Genomic DNA, 13,187 nt, shown 5'->3' on the forward strand with positions numbered 1-13,187 from the left:
ATGAACAAAACAAAGCTTTTTGGGCTGATATTGGGACCGCTTTCATTCATTTTAATTCTTCTATTTTTTCACCCCGAAGGATTATCAAAGGAAGCCAATGCAGTATTGGCCTCCACGATTTGGATAGCCATTTGGTGGATTACGGAAGCCATTCCTATTGCCGTTACAGCTTTATTGCCGATAGTACTTTTTCCACTTTCAGGAGGGTTAGACCTTTCGGCAACCTCCGGATCTTTTGGCCATAAATATGTGTTTTTATATATGGGTGGTTTTGTCATTGCCATTGCCATAGAAAAATGGAACCTACATAAAAGATTAGCCTTGAATATTATTCATTTAATAGGGGCGGATATCCGAAAGATCATATTGGGTTTTATGGTCGCAACAGCTTTTTTGTCCATGTGGATTTCCAATACGGCGACGTCAGTTATGATGTTGCCCATTGGACTAGCGATTATAAAACAGCTAAAGGACAACCCGGCTACAGAAGAAGATGAAAACCTACTTTTTGGTAAGTCCCTCATGTTGGCCATAGCGTATAGTGCTTCCATTGGAGGAATGGCTACATTGATCGGTACACCACCAAACCTTGTGCTGGCAGGGGTTGTGTTGGATACTTACGGGTATGAAATTACGTTTATGCAATGGTTTATGTTTGGTCTACCTATTTCTATCATTCTAATATTTATCTGTTGGAAATATCTAACGCGTTTTGCTTATTCGTTCAAACAAATAGAATTTCCAGGAGGAAGAGCTGAAATACAAAGGTTGAAAAATGGCTTGGGAAAGATTTCCTATGAAGAAAAATTAATTGCTTTAGTATTTGGTGCAACTGCCTTTTGTTGGATAACCCGCTCTTTTTTATTACAAAGAATTTTACCAGGACTGGACGATACCATTATTGCCATATTTTTTGCGATTCTCTTATTTTTAATTCCAGCTAAAAAAAGAGGAGAACAATTAATCAATTGGGACGAAGCGGTTAAAATGCCTTGGGGTATTATTTTGCTTTTTGGAGGAGGAATGGCATTGGCAAAAGGATTTGACGAAAGTGGACTTGCTGTATGGATCGGAAGTCAAATGACGTCATTGTCGGGGCTGCCTATATTTTTATTGATTTTGGTCCTAATAGCCGCAGTCAACTTTCTTACAGAAATCACATCAAACCTAGCTACCACGGCTATGCTGTTGCCCGTATTGGCCCCTATGGCTCTTTCAATAGATGTACATCCTTTTGTGTTAATGGTGGGTGCTGCGGTTGCCGCTTCCTGTGCATTTATGTTGCCCGTTGCCACGCCTCCGAACGCGGTAGTTTTTGGATCCGGATATCTACGAATTCCGGACATGGTTAAAAAAGGTTTTTTTATGAATGTTATTTCAATACTTGTTTTAAGCTTGTTCGTTTATTTTCTTCTACCCCAATTATGGGATATTGTTATCAATGGATTTCCTGAAAACCTAAAAAAATGAGATTTCTGATTATTCCAGATAAGTTTAAAGGGTCCTTGACCAGCGAGGAAGTCTATCATGCAATCAAAAAAGGAGCCGAACAAGTATATGAAAATGCTTATTTCCATTTTGTGAAAGCTTCGGATGGTGGGGACGGTTTTCTGGAAGCGATCAGAACATATAGAAATTGCTCGGAAATTACGATGCAAACACTAGATCCACTGGGAAGAAAAATCACATCCAAATATTTGTATGATGTACAGAACACTTCAGCCTACATAGAATTGGCGAATAGTTCGGGAATGGAATTGCTGAATTCATCCGAAAGAAATCCATTTTTGACTTCCACTTACGGAACCGGGCAGCAAATTAGGGATGCTATCACAAAAGGTGCAAAAGAAATTTATGTAGGTCTAGGAGGTAGCGCTACCAATGACGGTGGTATAGGCATAGCCCATGCAATGGGATTTGAATTCATGGATAGGAAAGACAGCCCTTTGAAACCCATCGGAAAAAACTTGAAACAGATTCACGATATATCAAAATCCAAAACTTTTTTGAATGTATCCAAGGTTCAGATTTTTGCAATCAACGATGTAAAGAACCCTCTTTCTGGTAAAGATGGCGCTGCATTTGTTTATGGTCCGCAGAAAGGAGCGGATGCCGACATGGTAGAAGAATTGGATGAGGGATTGAAAAATTTGGCTGCTGTCTTAAAAGATAAATCCAATATCTATTATGCCGAACTTCCCGGATCAGGTGCCGCTGGTGGAGTAGGCTTTGGTCTAAAATCTTTTCTTAATGCTGAATACCTTAGTGGTATTGATTTCATATTGGAAATTTCCGGGGTTAGGGATAAGTTGGAAAATCAAAGCTTTGATTATCTGATTACGGGGGAAGGGAAGATTGATGCACAGACGCTTAGTGGTAAATTAATACAGGGAGTAATGGGCCTTGCCAAGGAATATAACATTCCGGTGCTTGCCGTTTGTGGTAAGTTAGATGTTAATCTGAACGAACTTACAGAACAGGGGGTCCAGGATGTGATTGAAATCCGGGATATTGACAAGAGCTTGGAGTTTAATATGAGAAATGCCAAAATACTATTGGAAGAGAAGATGAAACAATACTTTAAAAAATTGCTTTAAAGACCTTTATTTCAATAGGTTTTCAGTGATTTTAGTTTACGAATTTATCAGTAAATCAAATTAATAGTATCAAATACACAAAACAAACGTATTTTTTTAATATATTTTTATTAATTATTTAATTTTCTACGCATTATTTATTGAAATTATATTATTTCATCGCCAATTTCATATTTCTTACCGAAAAGTGTACGAATACCTATTGATTTTCAAGGGCTTCAGGGTTAAATTTAATAGCTTTGGATAACCAATATTTCGTGTTATGCATAGTTCGTCTTCTAAATCCAAAACAATCTCTTTGAAAAATTACGGAATTGATCATAATAATTTTCATTATCAGGAAACTCCAGAAGAACTTCAAAAGGCCACCCTTGACTTGGGCATGGGAGTGGAAACCAACAACGGGACCCTTGCGGTGAATACGGGCGAATTTACAGGTAGATCTCCCAAGGACCGTTTTATTGTAAAGGATGATATTACTAAGGACAAAATATGGTGGGGTGCGGTTAATATACCATTTGAACAGGATAAATTTACAGCATTGTACGATAAGGTCATTGCTTATCTGAATACAAAAGAATTATTCGTTCGAGATAGTTATGCATGTGCTGACCATGAATATAAATTAAACATTAGGGTAATCAATGAATACCCATGGTCCAATATGTTTGCTTACAATATGTTTTTACGACCAACGGAGGAAGAACTGGAAATCTTTCTTCCGGAATGGACGGTGGTTAACGCACCTGGATTTATGGCTAACCCGGCGGAAGATGGCACAAGACAACATAATTTTGCTATACTAAATTTTACCGAGAAAATTGCCCTTATCGGGGGAACGGGATATACCGGTGAAATTAAAAAGGGTATTTTTTCAGCGCTGAACTTCATTTTACCGGTGTTTAAGGAGACGTTGCCAATGCATTGTTCTTCAAATGTTGGAGAAAAAGGCGATACCGCCATATTCTTTGGACTGTCCGGAACCGGAAAAACAACACTATCAACAGATCCAAATAGAAAATTGATTGGGGACGATGAGCATGGTTGGACGAGCAGAAATACGGTATTCAATTTTGAAGGTGGCTGTTACGCCAAAGTCATCAACCTTTCAGAGGAGCAAGAGCCTGAGATTTATGGTGCCATAAAACCAGGTGCTATTCTAGAAAATGTAGTCTTAGACGGAACTGGTAATGTTGATTTTACGGATACTTCCATTACCCAGAATACTCGGGTAAGTTATCCTATTTATCACATTGAAAATATTCAAGAGCCTTCCATTGGAAAGAATGTAAAGAACATATTCTTTTTGACCGCTGATGCTTTTGGAGTATTGCCTCCGATATCAAAATTAACACCAAGTCAGGCTGCATATCATTTCATTTCTGGTTATACGGCCAAGGTTGCTGGGACAGAGGCAGGTGTCGTGGAACCAATGCCCTCTTTCTCTGCTTGTTTTGGGGCACCTTTCATGCCTTTGCACCCTACCAAATATGCCGAAATGTTGAGTAAAAAAATGAAGGAAGCCGGTGTAGATGTTTGGTTGGTTAATACAGGCTGGACGGGTGGACCTTATGGTGTCGGCACTCGAATGAAACTCAAATACACGAGAGCCATGATTAGTGCAGCACTTAATGGGGAGCTAGGATTGTATTCGTATGATACGTATCATATCCACTCCGTGTTTGGAGTGGCCCAACCCAGGGAGTGTCCTGGGGTGCCAACCAAGGTTTTAAGTCCAAGGGCTACTTGGAACGATGATGAAAAATACTATACGACGGCGTTTAAACTTTCCAATGCCTTTCGGGAAAATTTTAAGAAGTTTGAAAGTTATGCCAATGAGGAAATTAGACGCGGGGGTCCACAACGTTATGCCTTTTAATTAAGGATGGTATGGTTTGAAAATAAAATGAACGCTCTTGAAAATAAAAAAGGCCATACTGAAAAGTATGGCCTTTTTGCTCTGCACTAACGTGAAGATTATTTATTTGCGTTGTTAATATATTTTTGTAGCGCCATGGTCATAGATGGGGTTTCTGGTGTCGGGGCCTTGATGTCGATTCTTAGACCAGCACCTGTAGCTGCTTCAACTGTAGAGTTTCCAAAAACAGCAATTCTGGTTTCGTTCTGTTCGAAATCGGGAAAATTATGTAATAATGACTCTATTCCCGAGGGGCTAAAGAATACCAAAACATCATAATAAACATTTCTGAGATCGGAAAGGTCACTTATGACCGTTTTGTAAAAAATACCACGGGTCCAGTTAATATCCAGTTCGTCTAAGGTTTGAGGAACATCTGGTTTTAGGACATCGGATGATGGTAGTAAAAATTTCTCATCCTTATATTTTTTTATTAACGGGACCAAATCGGAGAATAACCTTTTACCAACGTAAATTTTTCTTTTTCTGTATACTACATATTTCTGAAGATAGTATGCTACAGCCTCTGATTGGCAAAAATATTTCATGCTATCCGGAACCTTAAAACGCATTTCTTCGGCAATTCTAAAGAAATGATCTACCGCATTACGACTCGTAAGAATAATGGCCGTAAACTCTTTTAAATCAATTTTTTGCTGACGCACATTTTTTGCGTCAACTCCTTCAACATGAATAAAGGGTCTAAAGTCAACCTTTACCTTTTCTTTGTCTATAAGCCTGGAATATGGAGAATTTTCCATTTTTGGCTCAGGTTGAGAGACCAAAATTGTTTTTACTTTCATAAGGTACTCTATTTAAGAAAGCTACCCAATATGATTAGGGGTGCAATTTCGAGTGCGCAAAGGTACAAAATAAAATAGAAAAAGTAGGAACTTATGAATTTTTGATGAATCCTAATCACTGTAACCCAGCCGATAATATTTATGATAATAAATATGGTTATGGCTAACAATACTAAGTTGATCGAATCAATATATACGAAACTTAAAAGTACATTGGCAAGGAATAATACAAGACTACTATAATTTAAATAGGATGTTTTTTTAAATAGTAGTTCGCTGATCAATCGATAGGAACCGAAAATAAATCCATTAGCTAGTTGTAGGAACATTTTTACTATTAAGAAAAGAAATAACAATCCAAAAATTAAAGAAAACGTTATTCTAGAATTCTCAGGTTCCAGACTCCAGTAAGCCTTCCAAGAAAAAAACGCGAATAAGGAGATATTAATGATTTGAAAAGTAGTGAGCAGAATATGAAACCAACTGAATAATTTCTCCTTTTTGTTGTACATAATAATGTACTTGTTATTGAAAGGTAAAATGATAAAATTCAAAAAACGGGAATAGAAAAACTTTTTGGCGATAACAATAAGAAGAAGGCTACCTAAAAGCACCAATGTAATCCAGTCTATATTTTCTGTAATTCTGGTTATCGGCTCCATTACTCCACGGGTATTGGTTTTCCATTCAGACCAGGATAAAGGCCATTTTCTGAAATTACGATTCTTACATAGCCAACTTTTTGTTTTTTAAATGGTGGGATGTCCAAGGTAAAATTTACGGTATCGTTTTTTGGGAGGAAAGCGATGCCCTCTTTTGCAGGACTGGGTTTAACCGACTTTAGGCCAATAGTATTTTTATACGGGGTTAAATATGCTACCGAAAATTTGAGCTTGGAGAGCTCAATATTGAAATCATAGGGGTTAACGACCTTAAGGTTATATCCAGAGGTTCCCAATTTTATATTATCTTCTTCCAAGAGACATTCCAATTTCCTAAAGGAGTTGAAGTCGCCTATATATTTTCCTTTATAAGTCCAACCGTCAGACTTGGTATAGGAAAAACTGTTATCGTTAATATACTTGGAAAGGTAAGCGACTTTTTTCCCCCTTACTCGTTCTTCAGAACTGTCAATAGAATATTGGTTTTTCCTGTACATGACATTATTTAGCGAAAAGGTAGGTATTCCCCCAGTGTAAAACTCATACATAGGTGCATTTCTATATGAGTTTTCGAATACCACGGGAATTTCACCGACTTCATCTTTAATTCCATTTACCCACTCTTTGTTTCCGTGGCTTTCATAATAGAAATTAAAAAGCAAGGGTTGATATATTAAACCGGCCCTTAAGTAAAGTATTAAAACAGCATTAACGATTCCCAATCTTACAATCCATTTCATGGTTCCTTTGTTTGTCAACATATAATTGAAAACAAGTATTGCCAAGGGTATGCATATTACAATTATCCACTGGGTCTGTACTCTTCGATTAAAGCTAGAGATAAAGAAAAATAGGATTACACCATAGGTCAGGAATAGAAGGGCCCTGTTAAAAAGGTCTTTTCCTTTTGTTTTTAGCAAGGCATAATAGATGAACGGAAAAGTGAGTCCGAAAATGGCAATAAGATTTACAAAGAAACCTAAGGTATATTTTTCAAAGTTATAGGCGTCGTTAGGTCGCTCATATAAATGATATTTTATACTCACAAAGTCATTCTCGAACAACCAATAAAAATGCGGAGAATAACAAAGTAACGCTACTCCAACTGATAACCAGGCATATCTGTTTTTAACCAAACTTAAATTGGAAAACAAAACAAAAACAATAACCAAAACCGCATGATACTTACTATACATTAATGCGGCCATACATACACCCAAGAGGATTCCTGAAGTCAACCGAGGCGTTTTTAGAAAGTATTTGTACGTAAGTAAGAAGCAAGAGGTAAAGAACAACAAGGGAGTATCCGGTAACGTAAAAAAGCCGTATGCGTTCAATAAGGTCATAGAAAATACCAAGAGAAAAAAATGAGGAATATGGTTTTTCTTCTTTGGATTATCTATGAGCAACCATAGGACAATTAAGTTTGCTGCAGAAATTACACAACTCAAGAACCGGACCCCTAGTTCCCCATTAAAAAAGAAGCTGCTTAACTTAATAAGGAATGCCACCATGGGCGGATGGTCAAAATAACCCCATGCCAATTTTTGACTGTAGTACCAATAATACGCCTCATCGAATATTAATTCCGTTAAAGCAGATTGAATTAGATTTAGAATAAAATAAGCAGCAAGAAAATAATAGAATTGCTTAGGAATTTTGGCTAACATTCGTGGGCTTTAATGGCGCAAAATTACAAATTCTGGGGATTATTCATTCTTTAAAAATTTCATAAACACCTTGTGTCTACTTTTCCACCATTTTTAAAACATTACTTTTGTGCTAATATAGCATATGCAAATGTCCAACAGTGTTGTAATCATTCCCACTTACAATGAAATTGAGAACATTGACGCCATTATTAGCGCTGTTTTTCAATTACCGAAAGACTTTCACGTTCTAGTAGTTGATGATAATTCACCTGATGGAACAGCACAGCAAGTTTATGAATTGCAGGAACAATTCAACGGGAAACTTTTTATAGAAGTAAGAAAAGAGAAATCTGGTTTAGGCACGGCCTACATACATGGTTTTAAGTGGGCCATTGATAAAAAGTACGACTTTATTTTTGAAATGGATGCTGATTTTTCCCATAACCCCACAGATCTTTTACGACTTCTCAAGGCATGTGAAAATGGTGCGGACGTTTCGGTTGGTTCTAGATACAAAAAGGGGGTAAATGTGGTCAATTGGCCATTATACAGAGTTCTTTTGTCTTACGGGGCTTCCTTTTATGTAAAGATGATAACCGGTATGAGGGTTCATGATCCAACCGCAGGTTTTGTATGTTATAAAAGACACGTATTGGAGAATATTAATTTGGACTCTGTACGTTTTGTTGGATATGCTTTTCAAATTGAAATGAAGTTTAGGGCTTATTTGAAAAATTATACTATAAAGGAAGTTTCCATTATTTTTAGGGACCGTGTCAAAGGGAAGTCAAAGATGAGCTCCTCGATAATTAGTGAAGCGATATGGGGTGTTTTTGTAATGAAGTTGCGCAGTCTTTTTCAAAAAAATAAATTTTAAGTATGGGAAAAACGTTATTAAAAAATGGAAAGATTGTAAACGAAGGAGTAATTTGCGAAGTGGATGTGCTTTTGGATGGTGATACCATTTCTAAAATATCCAATGATATATCTGATAGCAACGCTACCGTAATGGATCTGGAAGGTAAATACATGCTCCCAGGGATTATAGATGATCAGGTACATTTCAGAGAGCCAGGACTTACGCATAAGGGAAATATTTCTTCAGAAAGTAGAGCTGCCGTCGCGGGTGGCATCACTACTTTTATGGAACAGCCCAATACCAATCCGCAGACTACGACCATCAAGAAACTGGAAGAAAAATTTTCGGTAGCCAATAAAACTTCATTTGCCAATTATTCTTTTTTGTTTGGAGGGACCAACGATAATTTGGAAGAATTAAAACGTTTGGACAAAAATGCCTGTTCTGGAATAAAACTGTTTTTAGGGTCTTCTACGGGAAATATGCTGGTCGATGATGAAGTAGTCATCGAAAATATATTTAGGAATACTGAGATGGTCATTTCTGCCCATTGTGAGGATGAAAACACAATTCGCGAGAACCTGGCAAAATATAAATCCGAATATGGTGACGATATTCCAATAAAATACCACCCAATTATTAGAAGTGAGGAAGCTTGTTATATCTCATCATCCAGGGCAATTGCTTTAGCGAAGAAAACTGGAGCTCGATTGCATGTTTTTCATCTTTCCACTGGAAAGGAAACTGATTTGTTCAGGAATGATATTCCATTAGAGGAGAAGAAAATTACGGCAGAAGTATGTATCCACCACCTATGGTTTTCTGATAAAGATTATCAGGATAAAGGTACTTTGATAAAATGGAATCCAGCAGTTAAAACTTCGACGGATCGGGAGACACTTTGGCAAGCCTTATTGGATGATAGGATAGACGTAATTGCCACAGATCATGCACCTCATTTACTATCAGAAAAAAATAATGTATATACCAAGGCACCAAGTGGAGGTCCGCTGGTACAACATGCATTGCCCGCAATGCTTGAAAAACATTTGGAAGGGGTTATCAGTTTGGAGAAGATCGTAGAGAAAATGAGCCACAACCCCGCTAAGTTGTTTCAAATTGAAAAAAGGGGATTTCTAAGGGAAGGGTATTTTGCCGATTTGACAGTGGTGGATTTAAAAGCTCCTTGGCAGGTATCTAAAGAAAATATTTATTATAAATGTGGATGGTCTCCATTTGAAGGAAATACATTTCAATCAAAAGTCAGTCATACGTTTGTGAACGGACATTTGGCTTTTTCAGAAGGGAAACTATCAGAAAAAAGAAATGCAAAAAGACTAACTTTTAATCGATGAGGATATTTAGTATTGCAATATTAGTATTGTTTATAGTTTGTTCTTGCGGTGAAAAATTAATCCAGGAACCCGATAATTTAATACCAGAGGATAAAATGGTCCAAATCTTAAAGGATATGGCCATTGTCAATGCGGCCAAAGGTACCAATATGGGCATTTTAAAAGATAATGATGTTGAACCTACCAGCTATGTTTTTGAAAAGTATGAAATAGACAGTTTGCAGTTCGTAGAAAGTGACCGCTATTATGCCTCGTTACCTTTGAAGTATGAGGCTATCTATACAGAGGTTGAGGCGCAATTAGAAGAAAAAAAGGCATATCTGGATGAACAGAAAAAAATAAATGACAGTTTAAAACTTTTGGAAAGTAAACGAAAAAAGAATGCCGTTTTGGATAGTATCAATGCTACCACTACTTCGAAAGAAAATGTTCCTCAATAAATTTTCGAGAACAAAGCTCAATACACTCATCCAAAGGTGTAAATCCGAATTGTAGTGCCGTTTTAATTTTCTTACTTGAGTATATTTCAGGATGCTGCAGGGAATAAATGGAATTTTTGGTTATGGTCCTGGGGTTTCCTGTTATCAAACTTTTGATAAAATCGAAATATCGGCCTACCTGTAAGTGCCAAATTTTTAATTTTTTGTGAGGAATCTTTTTTCCAATACGCTTGGCTATTCGAGTCATGATTTCCTTATAAGTGAAATTCTCGGATACAAGAATAAATCGCTCATTTTTAATTTCGGAAGTCATTAGTTTAACCATAATTTTTACAACATCTTCTACGGCGACAAAACCAGTTCCGCCGGGCGGGTAGAAGGAATACCCTTTGTTAACCGTTTTGAAAAGTTTACCACTTCCTGTACTCCAGAACCCGGGCCCCAAAATAACACCAGGATTTACAATGACCACATCTAGATTTTCTTGGGTACCTCTCCAGACTTCCATTTCGGCAAAATGCTTGCTTAAGGCATATACATTGGTATGATGTTCTGTCCAATCATTATCTTCGGTAGCTTTTTCTCCTGAAACACTTCTACCAATGGTCCCTATAGTACTCACATAACATAGTTTTTCAACCTTATTATGAATACAAAGGTTTACGATATTGGCCGTCCCTTCCGCATTCACTTTTTTTAATTTTTTAAAATCTTTTGGATCAAAGGAGATGAGTGCAGCGGCATGGTATACCTGTATCACATCTTTAAAGGCAATTTCTAATAAAGGGAGGTTCAAAATATCACCGGAAACCCATTCAATCTCATTAAAAATAGTGTCCGAATTCTCAGTGTAGTAAGAAAATACCTTTTTAACCTCTTGTAGTTTGGCTTCCGTCCTATAAATTGCCCTTACCTTGGTTCCGTCCAAAACTAATCTTAATAATAAATGGGAACCTACTAACCCTGTGCCTCCAGTGACTAAAACCATAAACCAAAGTTAGGAAATACGTATGGATAAATTCATCATTAAATCAAGACGATCGACGGTGTTTTTCCTTTTATATTTGCAATGAATTATAAAATAATCATTACAAATGACATCAAATTTTGTCAAGGAGTTGGAATGGAGAGGAATGTTGCACGATGCAATGCCGGGAACCGAGGAATATCTTATGGAAGGAATGCAATCTGCATATGTAGGAATTGACCCAACAGCTGACTCTTTGCACATAGGGCACTTGGTAGGCGTTATGATGCTTAGGCATTTTCAATTGGCAGGTCATAAACCTTTTGCTCTGGTTGGTGGAGCAACGGGTATGATTGGAGATCCATCCGGAAAATCTGCTGAGCGAAACTTGTTGGATGAAAAGACTTTAAGACATAATCAAGAAGCTTTAAAGGAGCAGCTTTCTAGATTCTTGGATTTTGAAAGTGACGCGGAAAATGCTGCAGTATTGGTCAACAATTACGATTGGATGAAGGATTTTTCCTTTTTGGATTTTATTCGCGATGTGGGTAAGCATATCACGGTAAACTATATGATGGCCAAGGATTCTGTAAAAAAACGACTTTCTGCGGAAGCAAAGGAAGGGATGTCCTTTACAGAGTTTACCTATCAGTTGGTACAAGGTTATGATTTTCTTCACTTGTATAGGACGCATAATTGTACCCTACAAATGGGAGGTAGTGATCAATGGGGAAATATTACTACAGGAACGGAATTAATTAGAAGAATAGATGGGGGTAAAGGATATGCGCTTACCTGCCCGTTAATCACCAAAGCTGATGGCACCAAGTTTGGAAAAACAGAAAGTGGTAATGTTTGGTTGGATTCCGAGCGTACTTCTCCCTATAAGTTTTATCAGTATTGGTTGAATACTTCCGATGCTGATGCCGAGAAATATATCAAGATTTTCACCTTTCTTTCCAAAGTTGATATAGATAGCCTTACAGTTGAACATAAGGAGGCTCCGCACTTAAGGCTGCTTCAAAAAAAATTGGCCGAGGAAATAACGGTCATGGTACATTCTCAAGAAGATTTGGACAATGCCGTAAAAGCTAGTGGTATACTCTTTGGCAAGTCTACATCGCAGGACCTAAAGGGACTAAATGAAAAGACTTTTTTGGATATATTCGAAGGAGTCCCTCAGGCTGAGGTACCTATGACTTCATTGGATAATGGATTGGATATGATTGCCGCCTTATCCGCACAGACCGGCTTTTTGGGATCTAATGGGGAAGCTCGCAGAGAACTTAAACAAAACTCCATTTCCGTAAATAAGGAAAAAGTAAAAGAGGACTACGTGATTGGTAAAGAGGACCTGATTAATGGAAAGTTTATTCTGCTTCAACGGGGTAAAAAAAATTATTTTGTACTTACTGTAAAGGGTTAGGCAACCTTTAGTCGGCTTTGGTATCTTCTTTAAAACGGATGTTATGAAGAGATTCTTTTTGTCGATACTTGTCCTTGTTTTTTCTTGTGAAACGTCAGATGACCAAGTAATTCTTGATTACCAGTTGGAAGGAGAATGGATGTTAACGGAAATTAGCTGTTTCTGTGCCTTTGACCCTGAAATTGATTTTACAGAAACCAGACTGCTATTTGATGTTGATACTAGTTCGGTTACGGTAATTAATGATGGAAATTATCAATTGTTCAAGGAATCCGGTATATATAAATATGGAGGTCAGAACAATATTATCAGCTTTCCGGACGAAACCAGTTATCAATTCGAGGTTAAAGGAAGCCAACTTTCCCTTATTTATCTCGATGAACCCAATATAGCGGATGATGAAGTAGCCTATTACTTCAGGAGACCATAAATTCGTTCATAATCCTTTCTCTTTAATGAAAATTATTAGTCTTTAAGGCTTTACGTTAACTTAACGCAACGTATTACA

General features: G+C 37.3%; 12 protein-coding genes. 8 read left to right on the forward strand and 4 right to left on the reverse strand.

Annotation, left to right across the window (positions count from 1 at the left end):
- From PP182_RS05875 to pckA, 3 genes are all read left to right on the forward strand, one after another.
- Positions 1-1,470 carry an SLC13 family permease gene (locus tag PP182_RS05875; RefSeq protein ID WP_272650406.1) on the forward strand — a complete coding sequence of 490 codons (1,470 nt, stop codon included), beginning with the start codon at positions 1-3 and terminating at the stop codon, positions 1,468-1,470.
- Positions 1,467-2,597, forward strand: a complete 1,131-nt coding sequence (locus PP182_RS05880) for a glycerate kinase (protein WP_272650407.1) — start codon at positions 1,467-1,469, stop codon at positions 2,595-2,597. Before PP182_RS05875 ends, PP182_RS05880 begins: the two co-directional genes overlap by 4 nt.
- A gap of 262 nt (positions 2,598-2,859) precedes the next feature.
- Positions 2,860-4,476 carry a phosphoenolpyruvate carboxykinase (ATP) gene (gene pckA / locus PP182_RS05885; protein WP_272650408.1) on the forward strand — a complete coding sequence of 539 codons (1,617 nt, stop codon included), beginning with the start codon at positions 2,860-2,862 and terminating at the stop codon, positions 4,474-4,476.
- A gap of 98 nt (positions 4,477-4,574) precedes the next feature.
- Here pckA and PP182_RS05890 read toward each other — a convergent pair whose 3' ends face one another.
- From PP182_RS05890 to PP182_RS05900, 3 genes are read right to left on the reverse strand one after another with little or no spacing between them, the layout of a single operon-like run.
- Positions 4,575-5,318 (reverse strand): uroporphyrinogen-III synthase, encoded by a 744-nt coding sequence (locus PP182_RS05890; RefSeq protein WP_272650409.1) that lies wholly within the window; start codon positions 5,316-5,318, stop codon positions 4,575-4,577.
- Positions 5,319-5,326: 8 nt separating this feature from the next.
- Positions 5,327-5,980 (reverse strand): DUF4271 domain-containing protein, encoded by a 654-nt coding sequence (locus PP182_RS05895; RefSeq protein ID WP_272650410.1) that lies wholly within the window; start codon positions 5,978-5,980, stop codon positions 5,327-5,329.
- Positions 5,980-7,650 (reverse strand): ArnT family glycosyltransferase, encoded by a 1,671-nt coding sequence (locus PP182_RS05900; RefSeq protein WP_272650411.1) that lies wholly within the window; start codon positions 7,648-7,650, stop codon positions 5,980-5,982. The genes PP182_RS05895 and PP182_RS05900 overlap by 1 nt, the downstream gene beginning before the upstream one ends.
- A 130-nt stretch (positions 7,651-7,780) precedes the next feature.
- Between PP182_RS05900 and PP182_RS05905 the strand changes: the two genes are divergently transcribed.
- Genes PP182_RS05905 through PP182_RS05915 form a run of 3 tightly spaced genes read left to right on the forward strand, consistent with a single transcriptional unit; the run spans position 7,781 to position 10,286 of the window.
- Positions 7,781-8,509: a polyprenol monophosphomannose synthase gene (locus PP182_RS05905; RefSeq protein ID WP_272650412.1), complete on the forward strand. Its 729-nt coding sequence runs from the start codon at positions 7,781-7,783 to the stop codon at positions 8,507-8,509.
- A 2-nt stretch (positions 8,510-8,511) separates the two neighbouring features.
- Complete coding sequence (locus tag PP182_RS05910; protein WP_272650413.1) at positions 8,512-9,846, forward strand: dihydroorotase; 1,335 nt, start codon at positions 8,512-8,514, stop codon at positions 9,844-9,846.
- Positions 9,843-10,286, forward strand: a complete 444-nt coding sequence (locus PP182_RS05915; protein ID WP_272650414.1) for a DUF4296 domain-containing protein — start codon at positions 9,843-9,845, stop codon at positions 10,284-10,286. The genes PP182_RS05910 and PP182_RS05915 overlap by 4 nt, the downstream gene beginning before the upstream one ends.
- On the opposite strand, the gene PP182_RS05920 is transcribed toward PP182_RS05915, so the two are convergent.
- Positions 10,258-11,274 carry an NAD-dependent epimerase/dehydratase family protein gene (locus tag PP182_RS05920; RefSeq protein ID WP_272650415.1) on the reverse strand — a complete coding sequence of 339 codons (1,017 nt, stop codon included), beginning with the start codon at positions 11,272-11,274 and terminating at the stop codon, positions 10,258-10,260. The two genes, PP182_RS05915 and PP182_RS05920, sit on opposite strands and share 29 nt — an antisense overlap.
- Before the next feature lie 106 nt (positions 11,275-11,380).
- Here PP182_RS05920 and tyrS point away from each other — a divergent pair, with 106 nt between their 5' ends.
- Entirely contained in the window at positions 11,381-12,679 is a 1,299-nt protein-coding gene (tyrS, locus tag PP182_RS05925; protein ID WP_272650416.1) for a tyrosine--tRNA ligase, read from the forward strand.
- A gap of 43 nt (positions 12,680-12,722) precedes the next feature.
- Entirely contained in the window at positions 12,723-13,109 is a 387-nt protein-coding gene (locus PP182_RS05930) for a hypothetical protein (RefSeq protein ID WP_272650417.1), read from the forward strand.
- The last annotated feature ends 78 nt before the right edge of the window (positions 13,110-13,187 follow it).

This window comes from Maribacter sp. PR1 (assembly GCF_028464145.1).
Lineage (GTDB): Bacteria > Bacteroidota > Bacteroidia > Flavobacteriales > Flavobacteriaceae > Maribacter.